General features: G+C 38.5%; 14 protein-coding genes. 8 read left to right on the top strand and 6 right to left on the bottom strand.

What is annotated here, in order from left to right; genetic code table 11:
- Nucleotides 1-1,160: 1,160 nt before the first annotated feature.
- A complete protein-coding gene (locus ACJJVX_RS03790; RefSeq protein WP_054203910.1) occupies nt 1,161-2,144 on the top strand; it encodes an FHA domain-containing protein in 984 nt (327 codons plus the stop codon).
- Nucleotides 2,128-4,725, top strand: coding sequence for a protein kinase domain-containing protein (locus ACJJVX_RS03785; protein ID WP_405630246.1), 2,598 nt, complete (start codon nt 2,128-2,130; stop codon nt 4,723-4,725). The genes ACJJVX_RS03790 and ACJJVX_RS03785 overlap by 17 nt, the downstream gene beginning before the upstream one ends.
- Here the strand turns inward: ACJJVX_RS03785 and ACJJVX_RS03780 are convergent.
- Nucleotides 4,722-5,279: a hypothetical protein gene (locus tag ACJJVX_RS03780; protein ID WP_170172876.1), complete on the bottom strand. Its 558-nt coding sequence runs from the start codon at nt 5,277-5,279 to the stop codon at nt 4,722-4,724. The two genes, ACJJVX_RS03785 and ACJJVX_RS03780, sit on opposite strands and share 4 nt — an antisense overlap.
- 270 nt (nt 5,280-5,549) lie before the next feature.
- On the opposite strand from ACJJVX_RS03780, the gene rmuC reads away from it, so the two are divergent.
- From rmuC to ACJJVX_RS03765, 3 genes are read left to right on the top strand one after another with little or no spacing between them, the layout of a single operon-like run.
- Nucleotides 5,550-7,016, top strand: a complete 1,467-nt coding sequence (gene rmuC, locus ACJJVX_RS03775; RefSeq protein WP_405630243.1) for a DNA recombination protein RmuC — start codon at nt 5,550-5,552, stop codon at nt 7,014-7,016.
- A gap of 8 nt (nt 7,017-7,024) precedes the next feature.
- On the top strand, nt 7,025-7,939 hold the full coding sequence (locus tag ACJJVX_RS03770; protein WP_235575684.1) for a hypothetical protein: 915 nt from the start codon (nt 7,025-7,027) through the stop codon (nt 7,937-7,939).
- A 12-nt stretch (nt 7,940-7,951) separates the two neighbouring features.
- Complete coding sequence (locus ACJJVX_RS03765; protein WP_405630242.1) at nt 7,952-8,530, top strand: DJ-1/PfpI family protein; 579 nt, start codon at nt 7,952-7,954, stop codon at nt 8,528-8,530.
- On the opposite strand, the gene ACJJVX_RS03760 is transcribed toward ACJJVX_RS03765, so the two are convergent.
- Entirely contained in the window at nt 8,527-9,417 is an 891-nt protein-coding gene (locus tag ACJJVX_RS03760; protein ID WP_405630239.1) for a LysR family transcriptional regulator, read from the bottom strand. The two genes, ACJJVX_RS03765 and ACJJVX_RS03760, sit on opposite strands and share 4 nt — an antisense overlap.
- Nucleotides 9,418-9,517: 100 nt before the next feature.
- Here ACJJVX_RS03760 and ACJJVX_RS03755 point away from each other — a divergent pair, with 100 nt between their 5' ends.
- The 3 genes from ACJJVX_RS03755 (at nt 9,518) to ACJJVX_RS03745 (ending at nt 13,202) form a co-directional block, all read left to right on the top strand.
- Nucleotides 9,518-10,009, top strand: a complete 492-nt coding sequence (locus ACJJVX_RS03755; protein ID WP_405630237.1) for a DUF2938 domain-containing protein — start codon at nt 9,518-9,520, stop codon at nt 10,007-10,009.
- 9 nt (nt 10,010-10,018) lie between these two features.
- Nucleotides 10,019-10,663: a thiopurine S-methyltransferase gene (tmpT, locus tag ACJJVX_RS03750; RefSeq protein ID WP_054203917.1), complete on the top strand. Its 645-nt coding sequence runs from the start codon at nt 10,019-10,021 to the stop codon at nt 10,661-10,663.
- A gap of 181 nt (nt 10,664-10,844) precedes the next feature.
- Nucleotides 10,845-13,202 carry a S9 family peptidase gene (locus tag ACJJVX_RS03745; RefSeq protein WP_405630235.1) on the top strand — a complete coding sequence of 786 codons (2,358 nt, stop codon included), beginning with the start codon at nt 10,845-10,847 and terminating at the stop codon, nt 13,200-13,202.
- A 130-nt stretch (nt 13,203-13,332) separates the two neighbouring features.
- Here the strand turns inward: ACJJVX_RS03745 and ACJJVX_RS03740 are convergent, their stop codons facing one another.
- Genes ACJJVX_RS03740 through ACJJVX_RS03725 form a run of 4 tightly spaced genes read right to left on the bottom strand, consistent with a single transcriptional unit; the run spans nt 13,333 to nt 15,643 of the window.
- Nucleotides 13,333-14,052 (bottom strand): hypothetical protein, encoded by a 720-nt coding sequence (locus tag ACJJVX_RS03740; protein WP_405630232.1) that lies wholly within the window; start codon nt 14,050-14,052, stop codon nt 13,333-13,335.
- 43 nt (nt 14,053-14,095) lie between these two features.
- Nucleotides 14,096-15,181: a HipA domain-containing protein gene (locus ACJJVX_RS03735; protein WP_405630230.1), complete on the bottom strand. Its 1,086-nt coding sequence runs from the start codon at nt 15,179-15,181 to the stop codon at nt 14,096-14,098.
- A 26-nt stretch (nt 15,182-15,207) separates the two neighbouring features.
- A complete protein-coding gene (locus tag ACJJVX_RS03730) occupies nt 15,208-15,363 on the bottom strand; it encodes a HipA N-terminal domain-containing protein (protein ID WP_405630227.1) in 156 nt (51 codons plus the stop codon).
- Nucleotides 15,356-15,643 carry a helix-turn-helix domain-containing protein gene (locus ACJJVX_RS03725; protein ID WP_405630225.1) on the bottom strand — a complete coding sequence of 96 codons (288 nt, stop codon included), beginning with the start codon at nt 15,641-15,643 and terminating at the stop codon, nt 15,356-15,358. Before ACJJVX_RS03725 ends, ACJJVX_RS03730 begins: the two co-directional genes overlap by 8 nt.
- Between the last annotated feature and the right edge of the window lie 66 nt (nt 15,644-15,709).

The following is a 15,709-nucleotide window of genomic DNA, read 5'->3' as shown; positions in this document are numbered from 1 at the left end:
CTTGTTGATGAATTGCAGTTTGCACAAGCATCATGTTGATTTCCCTATTTGATTACTAAATTTAGTAATGATTGAGCCGGCCCATTTTGAGCTGGCTTTTTTTATGCCCGTAGCTTAGAGACTAAATTAAATTTTAATTATTTTTGAACTTAATAAGTAAGGCGGCGTCTACTATTGTGCTTGTTGTTAAATTGCAGTTTGCACAAGCATCATGTTGATTTCCCTATTTGGTTACTAAATTTAGTAATGATTGAGCCAGCCCATTTTGAGCTGGCTTTTTTTATGGCTGTCGCTTTGAGACTAAATTAAATTTTAATTATTTTTGAACTTAATCAGTAAGGCGGCGTCTACTATTGTGCTTGTTGATGAATTGCAGTTTATCCAAGCAACATGTTGATTTCCCTATTTGGTTACTAAATTTAGTAATGATTGAGCCAGCCCATTTTGAGCTGGCTTTTTTTATGCCCGTAGCTTAGAGACTAAATTAAATTTTAATTATTTTGAACTTAATCAGTAAGGCGGCGTCTACTATTGTGCTTGTTGTTAAATTGCAGTTTGCACAAGCAACATGTTGATTTCCCTATTTGGTTACTAAATTTAGTAATGATTGAGCCAGCCCGCTTTGAGCTGGCTTTTTTTATGCCCGTAGCTTAGAGACTAAATTAAATTTTAATTATTTTTGAACTTAATAAGTAAGGCGACGTCTACTACTGTGCTTGTTGATGAATTGCAGTTTATCCAAGTATCATGTTGATTTCCCCCCTATTGGTTACTAAATTTAGTAATGATTGAACCAGCTTTTTAAGCTGGTTTTTTTTGTTTTAATTTTATCCATATCCATTAACCTAATTTTGATTAAGAGGTTTACGAACCTATTGATTTAATTTATAAAAAATAACTAATCTATTTAGTTGAAAATAGCCACCCTACTGGTGTGTATTAGATAAGAAATGAGTTCATATACTTAGGATTGTTTTGTTTTTTATGATATTGGGCACAATTACCTTAAAAAAGTACATATTATTTACTTTTCGAAGTGTAATCTTCACTAATTATCAATATACTCAGTAATGTAAATCTCTTGCGTTTAGCTTTAAAATGTAAGGAATTTTTACTGATACATTTGGCTTCTGTATTCAACGATAGAACAAGGTGCAATTATGGCTCATTTAATTGATAAACGTACAAACGATTATTGTTTTTTATACGCACATCATACCTTTGGTCGTTATCAATACTCAGTCGATACTTTGGTAAGTGATCCGAGTGTATCTAAAATCCATACTATTATTGAATGGGTAAACGGTAAATGGTTTATTAGAGATTTAAGCCTAAATGGAACGTGGCTAAACAATAAACGCCTTGTAAAAGATGAGCCCAAGTTACTTTGCATTGGCGACAAAATATATTTTTCAGGTAACTCAGAAACAACGTATGTTGTAAAAAACCTAGCAGCACCTGCAGATCAATTAATTCGACTTGATGAGTATAATAAAAAAACAACAGACGTCATTTCGCTTAGTCATTATCATCTAGTACCTGAGCACAATCCTGATCATGTTGTTGTTTTTGAAAACAGCAGTGGTCAGTGGCACTTAGAATCATTAGATGACGCCACACAAGATGACCCTGAAGTGTTGCAAGATAATCATATAATTACCCTTGGCGATTCTCGTTGGATGTTTCTATCTAGTCATATAGACGATGTAACACAAATGAGCAGTGTGCCACAGTTGTATATTAATGATTTGGAGTTTCATTTTAACCTGAGCCTTGATGAAGAAATCTCTGAACTTACAATAAAGTACAATAACAAAGAAATTGATTTACATGCTCGCTGTCATCACTATCTAACACTTAATTTAGCGCGATATCGTGCTGAAGACGCACAGCGTGGTGTTACACCCGCTAACCAAGGCTGGGTAGAAACAGATCGGTTAGTTAAAGACTTAGGGGTTGATATGCGATATTTAAATATTCAGATTCATCGTGCCCGCAAACAGTTTTCTGAAGTTTTAACGCATGTTCATGATGCTGAAAATATTATTGAGCGACAATTACGCAGAGTTCGCTTTGCAGGTAAAACCTTTGAAATATACAAAGGGCATGAGTTAGAGAGAACCTCGAATGTCGCAACCGCATAACAGCGTGGAAAAATTTAATACAACAATCGTTAATTACAAATTAATAAAATTACTTAATCAAGGCGGAATGGGCTCTGTCTATCTTGCTGAAGATACCCGTTTGAAGCGCTATGTGGCAATTAAACTTATTAAAGTTAATTCCACACAATCGGCGGCAGATATCAACGTTCTTAATGAAGCACAATTATTAGCTCGTCTTAATCATCCACATATTGTGCAAATACATGATGTACTGATGTTTGAAGACCAACTATGCATTGTTATGGAGTATTTGAAAGGCAAAACCTTACAACAGTTCCAGCAACAGCATATTTGTTGTTTGTTGGATAAACTGAACATACTTTTACAGCTATGTGCAGGCTTGTCTCATGCACATAGTCAGCAAGTAATTCATTGCGATTTAAAGCCCGCAAATATCATAATTGATACTGAGAAAAACGTATTAAAAATTACAGATTTTGGTATTGCCGCTTTACATAATACTGATACTGGTGAGTCTGTTCAGGGGCTGAGTTTTGGCAGTGCAAGTGCGATGTCACCTGAACAGATAAGAAAAGAGCCTGTTGATTTTAAAAGCGATTTATTTTCATTTGGTATACTAGCATATATGTTTATTAGTGGCCGTCATCCCTTTGGTGAAGGGGCCGCGCAAGCATTAGCTAATAATATTGCAAATGGAAAAGCCAGCAATGCACACGAGATAATTCCCGCACTACCCAATGAATTATGTGATTTACTCAATCAATTACTACAGCGAAAAAAATCACGTCGTCCCGTAAATGCTCAAAGCGTCGAACGCAGGTTACAAGACATTATTATTGCTATTAAACAGCAAGAAATTTTAGCGCAAGAGACAATTCCACTTGATCAATTAGTCGTAAAAACAAAATCACCTAAAAAGTGGGTGATTTTAGGTGCAGTGATGGGGATTGCAGCCATAACCACAGGCTTAATGTATAAGTTTGAAGTACATAAACCAGAAGAACATTATGTTGTATTTTTAGCCCCTGAAATAAAAGTGCCTCCGCTTTTCGAAGCTGATATAAATATGGTAAAAGCTACGATAGATGATGCAGTTAGACAAGGTATTATTAATAGTAAACACTTACACCTTATCTCAGAAGATGAAATAAAAGTTATTGAAGATAGTAACAACCAACAAACTTTAACACAGAGGTTAAAACAGTTAAGTATTGCAACAGGTATGCAAGAAGCTGTAAGAGCTGAACTCAATTGTATGCAGCCACAATGTTATTTAACGTTAGTTCGTTTAGAAGCACCTAATTGGACGGTCAAAGCACGTAAGCAATGGCCTATTATTATTGATAATTATAGTCAAATGCACCATTCAAGCAGTCAGCAATTAACTGCACTTTACCCTGATTTTGATAATAAATATGTTGTAATGTCGCAGTTGAGCGACAAAGTACAAATTGAACATATCGAGTTGTATCAAAAAGTGCAGCATGTAGGCGATTACAGTGAACAGCTATTCATGCAAATTAGTAGCGCGATTGAACAAACCCCGCAGTTATACGCTAACTATGAGTTATTACGTGAGGTTGCACTGAGTTTATACCAGCAGTCTCAACAGGATGAGTATTTAAATACTGCCAGTAAGTTGCTTTTTAACTCGCCGTTGGCATATCAAAATACCCCTGCATTTGCTAAAAATGCCATGTTGATAGCGGTTGCTAGACAAGATTGGTCTGCGGCTACACAGTATTTGGCCAAAGCTGAACAAGTAGGCGCTAGCACCTTAACTCTTTATGAGTTACAAGGTACTCTCTACTTAAAGCGAGATCAGTTGCCTGAAGCACAACAAGCTTTTGAATTAGCATTAAAAATACGTTCTAACCCGCTAATAAAGCAAAACCTTGCGTTGGTTATGTGGTGGCAAGGTGATATTGAAAAGGCAAAGCGGCTACTTAATGAGGTGATAAGTGTTAGCCCACAAAATTATATGGCTAATCAATTATTGGCTGATATAGCACTTACCGAAGGTGATTTAGTAATTGCTATAAAGCAATATAAACAGGCTATAAATATTAAGGCTGATAGTACAGATTTGAGTAACTTAAGTATTGCTTATTCATTGCAAGGTGAGTTTGAACAAGCATTAATAGTTGCCCAGCAAGCTGTTGATATAAACCCCGAGCATGTTAGCTTTAGGCTTAATTTAGCGGATACACAAAAGTCGCTTGGCCTGATTGAGTCATACCCAGCTAATTATCTAAAAGTCATTGAATTGACGCAAGATAAACAAACTCTTGATGGTTATTTAGAGGTGGCGCAAGCGCATAGCCAATTAGGTGAGGCTAAACTTGCATTACAGGCACTAAATAAAGCAATTAGTATCTCGTCAGAGCACTATGAGTATGTGTTTACTGCGGCACTTGTTTACAGTGTTATTGGTGAATACCAATCAGCGATAATGTATATAGAGAAGTCATTAACAATTGGTTACCACCCGATGTGGTTTAAGTTGCCTTGGTTTAAACCTTGGTGCAAAAAAGAAGAGTTTATTACATTAATGCAGCAATATGACTCTTCTTTTAGTTGTGGCTTTACTTTAAATTAAAGTGTATTACCAGGTCTACGTACAACAATCTTAGGATCTTGCGACATATAAATTTGACCTGAATTATGTTTTGCAACATATCTAAAGCTAATAGGTAAGTAAGCTGTATCTTCACCTTGCGTTACTTCGATTACTTTATCCAAGTTACCTGTATCGACCCCTGCAAACGCATAGGTCGCTCCAACATCTGTTACTTTTAAAGTAAGCACCTTGCCTGAAGCATCTATTGAGGTTGAAATGTTATACTGGCAGTTACTGCCAGCACCACAGTATTCAACACCATTACCATAAAACACCCATTCATCAGCAACAGATTGATCAAGTGTTACAACAAGCTCAGCAAATTGTTTTACTGCAAGCCCGGCTGGGGTTGTGCCTTTTGGGTTTTGAAACTCGATACTTAAGGTTTCAGTTAAAAGTGTGCTACTTTCTGTGTTTACATGGAAGGTAAGCCAACTTTCACTTGTATGCGGAAGCAGCGTAAAGTGGGCTGTTTGCGAAAAATTGTCTTCATTACATGGAACTTGAATATCAGGGTGTTGAGCAATCGTCATTTTATCTTTCCTTGTTACAGTTGGTGTAGTCGGTACTTATTTGGTACGAGTTTTATTGTAGGTGATACTTTTTACTAATAAAAGCTATTACGTTTATTTGTAATAGCGTGTAATATTTTTAATGGGGGAAGCGCGTAATACAAACGTGTTTTTGGTTATTCGTTTGAATTAAATCATCTATGTTTACCTGTATCTTAGAGCCAAATATGGCTATCTTGCTTGTTTGATCTTCGTTATGATTAAGTGTCTTTAGGCTAATGAAGTTTATTTATGTATATACAGCTACTTACAAGCATCGATTGGGTGAGTGTTGGGGTCGGTTTTACCACTGGTGCCGTACTTCTAGGTCTCGTTTACTCAAATAAAGGTAAACGCTTATCGCAGCAAATGAGTGAGCACCAACAGCAACTGCTACTAATACAAAATCAACTTAGTGAAAAGCAACAACAATACAGCGCCTTATTAGATGAACACGATTTGCTCGAGCGAAGCCATCAAGAGCAACGTGATGAAACCCAACATTTTAAAACACGTTTTACCGAGCAAGAAAAACAAAGCCAACAGTACAACCATTATTGGCGTAAAGCGGAAAGCGAACTAACAGCCCTGCGTGGCGAACACAATGCCCGCGGCATAGAGCTTAGTACAATGCGCACTGTACTTGAACAAAAGCAAACACACTTTGAAGAGCAGCTTGAACACATCAAACAAAGTAAAGAGCAGCTAAAAAAAGAGTTTGAAAATTTAGCGAATCAAATCCTTGAAGAAAAATCGCAAAAGTTTAAAGCTTTAAACCAAGAGAGCATTGAACAACTATTAAAACCAGTGCAAGGCGAGTTAAAAGGCTTTAGAGATAAGTTAGAGTCTATTCACGTTGAAGATGTAAAACAGCGCGAGGCACTTAAAATAGAGCTGCTGCATTTACAAGCCAAAAGCCAAGCAATAACAGATCAAGCAGATAGGCTCAGTAACGCACTCCAAGGGCAAAAGAAAACCCAAGGTAATTGGGGAGAACTTATGCTTGAAAACGTGTTAGATAGCGCAGGCCTGCGCGCTGGAACTGATTACAAACGCGAGGTGTCGTTTAATACTGACGATGGCCGCCTTCGTCCCGATGTAGTGGTATATTTACCGCAAGGTCGCCATTTGGTTATAGATGCTAAAACGTCACTCAATGCTTACACCCGCTATGTAAATGCAGATAACGAACTTCAAGCGCAACAAGCGATTAAAGAGCATGTAGAGGCTGTTAAAGCGCGTATTAATGAATTGGCGAGTAAATCATATGATCGTCTCCCAGGAATTAATTCACCAGAGGTTGTGGTGATGTTTGTGCCAATAGAGTCTGCTTTTGTTGAAGCACTTAAATACCAAAGTGATATCTACCAACAAGCAATTGAAAAAAACATTCTAGTTGCGACTCCCACTACCCTACTCACAAGTTTAAATATAGTTAAACAGTTATGGCGCTTTGAAGAGCAAACCAAATACTCTAAAGAGTTAGCTAATCGTGCTGAGCGTTTTTATAATAAGCTCAATGGTTTTTTAACCAGTATGGAAGGTGTTGGTAAACAATTAGATAAAGCCAAAGAAAGCTACGACAAAGCATTTTCTCAGCTATATCGTGGTAAAGGTAACTTAATTAAACAAGCCTCTGAGTTTAAAGAGCTTGGTGTCTCAGTGCAAAAAGACTTACCCGCTGAAAGTGTTGAACGAGCCCAACTAGAATTGGATTAATAAAGAGAATGAAACAGTTTTTAAACAAAGGAATTGCTACGCTAAAATTAGCATCAGATAAACTCACCGATGAGTTTAGTAAAGGCTATGTTTTAGCAAAAGAAAAGGTCAATGGACTCCCTATTTTCATGTCGTTAGAGCACTGTGGAAAAGTAAGCCCGCTATCGTTTGACGAAAAACATTATTTTGTAATCCCTTTCGAATTATCAGAGTATAAATTTGCTCTACACACCATGCGCTGCCTGCCTAAAGGTGTCCCCGAAGTGAATAACTTGCCTAAACGACGAGTGTTTCATTTCCCAAACGAACACGCTGAAGCCGGACTTAGGCTCTACATGCTAAACAGCACTGATGAGATAATGCGAGCACAAGCGACTGGGCAAACGAATACCTTGCAGTCACTAGCAAATGATATAGACGCGTTAGATCAAAAGCTTACTTACGGTATGCTATTAGTCGGTGGCCTTGCTGCCATAGCAAATCCTTTATTAGGGGCAGGTATAGCAGCTAAAGCAGTGTTGCCAAGCGTCACAGGCCTATTGAACAAATATGGTTTGCGTGCTTCTGCGGATAAATTTTCCCAATATCAACTTGAAAAAGAAATCAAAACAGCTCAAAACAATATCATTCAAGAATTTGAGGCTGCTAATACACTGCAAGTAATAAACCCTATTTTGCAAGAGTTGGAGCTCACACTTAGAACAACCGAAGCAGAGCATGACCCTTTAACCAGCTTTAACTTAGGTGAATGTTCTATACCTGAGTTAGGAGATGAAACGTGGCGTGAGCTTACCGATGTTGCAATTTGTCATGTTTATAAAGATGTATACGATGATGAATCACTGCATGAACAAGCACATCTAACGACTAAAAATTTAAGGTGGTTAAAACTAATTTTTGACGTAAATGATACTAAAGCATAAGGAAAACAAGTGATGAACATTGGTATATATATTTACAATGATGCAGAAGTGCTGGATTTTTCAGGCCCATTTGAAGTGTTTAGCACGGCAAAACGCTTAGCTGATAATGATTGGCAGGTATTTTTTGTGGCCGAGCAAAACAAACCAGTACTTGCGCGTGCAGGCTTTAGTGTAAACCCCCATTACAGTTTTGATAATCATCCGGCGATAGACTTGCTAATAGTTGTTGGTGGTGTACATACCTATGAACTTGAAAAAAGGGCCGTAATTAACTGGATACGAGAAGCCGCTGACGCTGCTGCTAAAGTAGCCTCGGTTTGCACTGGTGCTTTTTTATTAGCCAAAACTGATTTACTTGATGGCTTAACGGTTACCACACATTGGGAAGATCAAGCTGATCTTGCTGCTATGTTCCCAAGCCTAAATGTGATCACCAATAAACGCTGGGTATCGCAAGGTAAATTTACCACCTCAGGCGGAATTTCTGCGGGAATTGATATGTGTTTAGCGCTAGTTGCAGAGTTAATAAGCCCAGAACATGCTGAGCTTACGGCGAAGCAAATGGAATATCAGTGGCACACAAACACTTAGCCCTCTGGTAGTTGCTGTTGTATAAATATATGCATGTAATCACGTAAACAAACCGATTTTTTACTAAGTAAACGCCCGCTTGGCCAAATAGCAAAAATCTCCCTTGGTAGACTTTGCCATTCAGGTAAAACCCTTACTAACTCGCCTGTTTTAAGCTCATTTATAATTTCAAATCGCGGTAGTAATCCTATCCCTTGATGATCGCATATTTGATATTTCACAAAACTTGTATCGTTATAAATGCTATTAAAGCGGCACATATGCGTGTAACTGGCGCGAGTTTTGGTATTGGTCAGCGGCCATTTATTTCTAAGCGTAGTGCCAATTAAGCGGTGCTGTTTAAGATCATTTGGCTCTTTAAGTTCAGCGGTGCTAGTTAAATAGTTAGGAGTCGCCACCAAAATAGAATCTGCTTGTCCGAGCTTTTTTTGTTGTAGCAGTGAATCTTCCTGTGGGCCTATTCTTAGGGCTAAATCGGCTTGGTTTTTTATGATGTCTTCAAGCTGGTTACCCAAAACAAGCTCTAATTGAATATCAGGGTACGCTTTAGTGAACGACAACCACATGGGTCGTAAAAAACCATGGCAAATATTAAGCGGCGCAAGCACTTTGAGTTTACCGCTTAGTTGTTCTTTTTGTTGATTAAGTTGATGACTGGTTTGTTCAAATTGCTCAACTAAATTTGCATAACTTTGATAGTACACCTGCCCTTGCTGTGTCAGCGTACATTGGCGCGCAGAACGGTGTAGTAACTTTTGCCCAAGGCGAGACTCAAGACGTTGTAAACGCCGGGTGACCGTCGCACCAGGCAGCGATAAATACTGCCCAGCTTGCGATAACCCACCTTGCTGCACTATATGCACAAATAACACTATATCATCTAACATGATTCCACTTTTGCAATTTAAGTTTGATTAAAGCTTTGTATTTAACGTTTGTGTAAGTGTATATCATGATTACTAAATTTTCTTAGTAAAGAGTATTTTTATGTTTGAAGGTATTGATTGGGTTACTGTTATAGCAATTGGTGTAGGTGCTACAGCTGTGCTCGACGTATGGGCGCTATTACTTGCCAAGGTGTTTGGCATTAGTGCTTTAAATTTTTGCATGGTAGGCCGTTGGGTAAGTTTAATGCGAAAAGGCCAATTTAATCATGCTGCGATTGCTCAGGCACCCACTCAAAAATACGAATGTGTTATTGGCTGGTTTATTCACTATGTAATAGGCATCGTTTTTAGCTTAGTCTTCTTACTGCTTGTATCATCCAGCTGGCTGGCATCACCAAGCTTAGTACCTGCGTTGTTATTCGGTTTAGCGACCGTGTGTATGCCGCTTTTTATTATGCAACCGGCGCTAGGCTTGGGGATTGCTGCTAGTAAAACTCCTAAACCTGCTTTAGCCAGAGTCAAAAGTTGTGTATCGCACTGCGTGTTTGGTGTGGGGATTTATATCAGTTCAATTGTTTTACTACTATTTTAGAGGATCGTTATGTCAGCTAATTATTGGTTAAAGCGATGGAAAGATGACGATATTGGTTTTCATGAAAACAATGTAAATCCTTACTTAGATCGTTATTTTACTAACTTAGTCCCATCTATTGATAGCCGTATTTTTGTGCCTTTGTGTGGTAAAACAAAGGATATTGCTTGGCTGCTTAATAAAGGAATGCATGTTGTGGGTGTTGAGCTTAGTGTAAGTGCGATTAAGGCGTTATTTATCGATTTAGGTTTAGCACCCACCCTAACTCAGTATGGTCAACTGACGCAGTATTGCGCGGGTAATGTGACTATTTGGGTCGGCGATATTTTTGCTTTAACAACTGAATTACTTGGATCAGTCGATGCTATATATGATCGCGGTGCCTTGGTTGCTTTGCCTTTCAAATTACGTAAAAAATACACTGCACATATCACTAATATTACAAAGAGTGCCCCGCAATTGCTTATTTGTTGTGTGTATGACCAATCTAAGCATGATGGCACACCATACAGCGTTAGCGCTCAGGAAGTGTTTGATCATTATCATCGCATCTATTCGCTAAAGTTAATAACGTGTGATGCCATTACCAATGGCGTTAAAGGTGTTAAGCCTGCCAATGCAGTCGTTTGGCTATTAAGCAGAAAAAATTGCTAGCATTGCATATTGCATGCAATAATTGAGTTCAATGCGTGAATGCTTGCGATAAGTGTTCTGATATTAAGTACAAAATTTGCTAAAGTAAAAGTTGTTTAACATTATTTTTGTATCGGATAAATGTGTTAGACAACCCTTAAAAATAACGACAATAAGCAAATACTCCACTTTAGGAACTTACATGAAATTATTCAAATCCACCGCTATAGTACTGTCGGTACTCGCTGGGTTATCGTTATCTGGCTGCTCAATGACCGAAAGTGGCAGCACACAAGCCGCTACAAGCCAAATAAGTAACCCTCTGAGCTTTGAACAAATCTATAAAGATAAATATTTTAAAGCGCAGCGTAGCACTTACTTTAAATGGTTAGACGATGGCACTGGCTACACAGTGCTTGAAGCGCGTGAGAGCGAAAAAGATAAAAAAGACGACGCTGATAATACTAAAGCGGATGACGAAAAAGCTGATGATGACAAAGACAATGGCATAAAAGGTAACGACATTGTGTTCTACAATGCCGATGGTACTGACCGTAAGGTATTAGTTGAGTTTGAAAAGCTACACCCAGAAGGCGCTGAAGAGCCGTTGGCAATAGAAAGCTACCAGTGGTCAAAAGATGGTAAATGGCTCATGGTATTTACCAATAGCGAGCAAGTTTGGCGCTCACGCAGCCGCGGAGACTTTTGGTTACTCAACCTTGAGACTAACCAATTACAGCAATTAGGTGGCGCAGACGTTGAGCCTACTAAGCTCATGTTTGCTAAATTTTCGCCAGATAGCTCAAAAGTGGCTTACGTGCGCGATAACAACATTTATATGCAAGCGGTTGGCAGTAACGATGTAACTGCGCTCACAATCGATGGCAGCGCCACCATTGTTAACGGCAACTTTGATTGGGTTTACGAAGAAGAGTTCACCATTGCTGATGGCTTTCGTTGGAGCCCCGATAACAAATCAATCGCTTATTGGCAGCTTGATACCAGCGGTGTTAAATTTTTCACTATGATCAACAACACCGATGAGCTCTACCCTACTCTCAAAACGTTTCCGTATCCTAAAGCGGGTGAAACTAATTCAGCCGTGCGCGTGGGCGTGGTAAGCCTTAGCGACAAACAAACCCGCTGGGCCAAACTTGAAGGTGATAATCGCGATCGCTACATTCCGCGCATCAGCTGGGCAGGCACTGGGGATGAGTTAATGATCCAAGATTTAAATCGTCCACAAAGCCATAACAAGGTGTGGTTATTTGATTGGCAAAAGCAGCAACTGACTAAAATTTTAGAAGACAAAGACGATGCGTTTATCGAATGGTTTTATAAAGCCAATTGGTCAAAAGACGGCAAATTCTTTATTTGGCACAGCGAACGTGACGGCTGGCGTCATCTTTACCGTGTATCGCGCGATGGCAAAACCATTATTGACCTAACGCCTGGCGATTACGATATTGTTGATATGCTCACGATCAATGAAGACAAAAACGTCATGTATTTTATTGCTTCACCAAACGATCCAGGTCAGCGCTATTTATATAGCACGCCACTTGATGGCAGTAGCAAACCTGTGCGTGTAACCCCTGCTGAGTTTGAAGGCTCAAACAGCTATTACATGTCTAAAGATGCCTCATGGGCGATGCACACGTATTCTAAATTTGGCACACCGCCAACAAAAGAAATCATTAAAGTGGCAGACCACAGTAATGTAAAAACCTTAGTTGAAAATAAAGAACTAAAAGAAAAACTGGCTGAGCAAAGCTTACCAAGCCATGAGTTTTTTAAAGTGAATGCGCAAGACGGCACTGAGCTTGACGGCTACATTATGTTCCCAGAGAACATGGATAAAAGTAAAAAGTACCCGATTGTTTTTTACGTATACGGTGAACCGTGGGGCTCAACAGTGCAAGACCGCTATGAAGGCAATAGCTATTTGTACAAATCACTGTTAACCCAAAAAGGCTTTATTGTCGCATCGGTTGATAACCGAGGTACTCGTGCTCCAAAAGGCCGCGATTGGCGTAAATCGATTTATAAAAAAATCGGCTCTATTACCGTGCAAGATCAAGTGGATGCACTTGATGCCATGGCTAAACGTTGGGATGTAATAGACACCGATCGTGTTGGCGTGTGGGGTCACTCAGGTGGCGGTAGCTCAACGCTTAATTTATTGTTCCGCCATGGTGATAAGTTCAAAGTGGGTATTGCCTCAGCGCCAGTGCCAGATATACGTTTATACGACACTATTTACCAAGAGCGTTATGCGGGTAACCCAAATACCGACCCAGAGAGCTACGATAACACCTCGCCTATCACGTTTGCTAAAAACCTAACTGGTAAGCTATTGCTGATTCACGGCACCGGCGATGACAACGTGCATTACCAAGGTTCAGAGCGCTTAATTGATGAACTCGTTAAGCACAACAAACAGTTTGAGTTTTTCTCATACCCAAACCGCTCACACAGCCTACGTGAAGGCAAAGGCACCGCCCTGCACTATCACACCATGATGGCCGATTTTTTTGAAAAGAACTTATTGAATCAGTAACTTGATTAGTTAGTTTAGAGACTATAAGCCACACACTAACAAATGACGTGTGGCTTTTTTAATCAAAATGTAATGGGGGTTTACAAAGCAGTGGAGTTTCATTTTTCCATGGATTGATAAAAGCCCCCCCTTATCTCATCAGCTCTTGCTCCATGCTTGATAACTGGACAGTCAAATGAATGAGCTCTATATCGATTTCAGCACCAAAATGGTAGAGTTCTTTCATCGTGGTTATATATTTTGATGCATAGTACCTAACAAAATATTGCTCATCACTTAAGTTATTAATTTCTAACAAAGCAATCGCATATCTTTGTAATCTCAAACTAAGTTTTTGTGTATAAATATGAAAAATTTTATCAGCTTCTTTTATTTCGAATTTTATTAGCTGGGAAATAACTTCCTCTAGTTTTAAGGATGGATGAAGTACTTTTGAAAAATGTTCGCGAATTTCTCTCTTCTTTGGATGATATAAATTTGAGTCTATTATGTTTATAATCTCCTCAATCGCAAAGCTAGTTGTTAATATGTTCTTTATTTCTTCTTCACATTTACCTAGCTCACTGCTCAGTTGATTAAAAGTAAACGCTATTCGAGTTCGATTTAAGTTATGTGCAATGCTCCAGAGTGTAAATAATGCAATAACTACTGAAATACATTTAATTGGAAATGAAAATATTGTTGTAAAGTAGAGAAATCCTTTAGCTGTAAAATCAAAAATTAGTGTTTTTTCATAATGTAAAATTAAAAAATAGCTAACTACTGCAAATATAACTATGAAAAATATCAAGCCAAGAGTTACTTTCTCTATAATTTTGCCAATAGAGTTTTTCTTTATATTTCCTTTCAAGATATATACTCCTAATGTGTTTAAGTTTTAATTGCTTAGGGTGCTAACTCAATTGCCCAATCATTTCCTTTACCACTAAAAACTGCACTTGCCTTAACGTTCTTAATTCCGCTGCGCGCACATTAGCAGGCGGCATATTTTCAACTTCTTGGTATAAGTTACTAAATTCACTCTCTATATTTCCTAAAAAATAACTTAGCTGCTTTACTGCTGCAGAGCTTGGAATACCCAGTTCTTTTGCAAAAGCGATAACATCAGCTTTGTTGACATCACAGAAACGTTTTTTATCATTGATAGAAACTGTTAGTGCCTCTTCTAGAGGCTTTGCACCCTCAGGAACATAAATAATGGTGCTTAATAAATCATAAAACGGTGTTATTTGCGCAGATCCGTTTTCGTAGTAAAAGCTGATATTTTTTAAATGCGCATCCCCATTACCAACCAATAAATTATAAATCACCCATTGATATAACTTAATGGCCGTTGCAGCTTTAGGTCGTACGTTATTAAGTATTTTTTGGTATGTTTCAACCGTTGATGCAGAATATTTGGAGTGCCTGCTATAACTTAATAACTGACAACTATCTATAATATGTTTACGCTCTTGATCAGGGTAACTTCCTGTGCGGTCAAAGCGTTCAACTAAATAGGCTGGTTCTGGAGTATAAATGAGTTCTACATTGGGTATGTCTAATCCTAGTCGTCTCGCTAGTTTCATCATAAACCACTCATTGCATGTCGTTTGCCAATATTGGTCTGGCTCAGAATGATCGGGCTTGAGTATATGAGTTGAAGGTGTGCCTTCATTGCCTTCAAATAACTCATTCCCGAGCTTAATAACCAGCATTTTATACTGCGCGCCAGCAAGTGACATGCGGCTACCTTGGCGGCTATTTAATAGTGCTCTGGGTAAGTTTTTAATTCGACTTGATAGTTCAGCAAAAGGTAACGGTATTGCACTAGGGTTTGGAAAATCAACATGCTCTGGTAAGAGAGTTAAAGCACCGGCAGACTCAATACCGGATGCAGTAAGTAGAGCAAATGAATCTTCATGATCAACTTTAACTTCTTTCGCTAATAATTCGCGAGCATTTTCTTCTGGCAGTAAATTATCAAAAAACTGCTGCACGGGCCTCGTAGTACCTGAATCAAGAATCACAGGCCTTGTAGTGGAATACTGGGAGTTATCGCAAATTTATTAGCTGAGTTAAGCCAAGCTTGATTATATTTAAAAGACCAAAACCCGTTACTATCTTGTAATTGGCCCATGATCTGTTTTCCAGCATACACATTGAGTGACCTATTATTCATGATTAGCCACCATGTTCTGGATTTGCGTTATTAATTTACTTTTAGCCTTTTCATCGTGTTGAGGTATAACTACGTCTATTTTTACTTCTAAACCTAAAGCTTCCATTAAATCGAACGCGCGGCCAATTGATAACGAGCCTGTGCCATTTTCAAAGTCACTCACTGTATTAATGCTAATGCCGGAGAAGTCCCCTGCTGTTCTTTGATCAAGCTTTTGGCTTTTCCTCACAATACTTGCCAATTTACCTAGTTGTTTTGCTGACTTTATCGTGACTTCCATTACCAATCCAAAATTCACAGTGTTTTGTGAATAATAGTTAAAAAAGTACAGAAAAGCTAATAATTC

The sequence above is a fragment of the Pseudoalteromonas sp. Ld20 genome, from assembly GCF_045064175.1.
Taxonomy (GTDB): domain Bacteria; phylum Pseudomonadota; class Gammaproteobacteria; order Enterobacterales; family Alteromonadaceae; genus Pseudoalteromonas; species Pseudoalteromonas neustonica.
Note: the sequence above shows the minus strand (reverse complement) of the source record. Positions and strands in the feature narration are given on the sequence as shown.

What these genes read in the sequence shown, in the direction of transcription:
- ACJJVX_RS03725 (WP_405630225.1), bottom strand. Translation starts at nt 15,643, where the DNA reads ATGGAAGTCACGATAAAGTCAGCAAAACAACTAGGTAAATTGGCAAGT.
- rmuC (WP_405630243.1), top strand. Translation starts at nt 5,550, where the DNA reads ATGTATATACAGCTACTTACAAGCATCGATTGGGTGAGTGTTGGGGTC.
- ACJJVX_RS03760 (WP_405630239.1), bottom strand. Translation starts at nt 9,417, where the DNA reads ATGTTAGATGATATAGTGTTATTTGTGCATATAGTGCAGCAAGGTGGG.
- ACJJVX_RS03755 (WP_405630237.1), top strand. Translation starts at nt 9,518, where the DNA reads ATGTTTGAAGGTATTGATTGGGTTACTGTTATAGCAATTGGTGTAGGT.
- ACJJVX_RS03785 (WP_405630246.1), top strand. Translation starts at nt 2,128, where the DNA reads ATGTCGCAACCGCATAACAGCGTGGAAAAATTTAATACAACAATCGTT.
- ACJJVX_RS03745 (WP_405630235.1), top strand. Translation starts at nt 10,845, where the DNA reads ATGAAATTATTCAAATCCACCGCTATAGTACTGTCGGTACTCGCTGGG.
- ACJJVX_RS03790 (WP_054203910.1), top strand. Translation starts at nt 1,161, where the DNA reads ATGGCTCATTTAATTGATAAACGTACAAACGATTATTGTTTTTTATAC.
- tmpT (WP_054203917.1), top strand. Translation starts at nt 10,019, where the DNA reads ATGTCAGCTAATTATTGGTTAAAGCGATGGAAAGATGACGATATTGGT.
- ACJJVX_RS03730 (WP_405630227.1), bottom strand. Translation starts at nt 15,363, where the DNA reads ATGAATAATAGGTCACTCAATGTGTATGCTGGAAAACAGATCATGGGC.
- ACJJVX_RS03765 (WP_405630242.1), top strand. Translation starts at nt 7,952, where the DNA reads ATGAACATTGGTATATATATTTACAATGATGCAGAAGTGCTGGATTTT.
- ACJJVX_RS03770 (WP_235575684.1), top strand. Translation starts at nt 7,025, where the DNA reads ATGAAACAGTTTTTAAACAAAGGAATTGCTACGCTAAAATTAGCATCA.
- ACJJVX_RS03780 (WP_170172876.1), bottom strand. Translation starts at nt 5,279, where the DNA reads ATGACGATTGCTCAACACCCTGATATTCAAGTTCCATGTAATGAAGAC.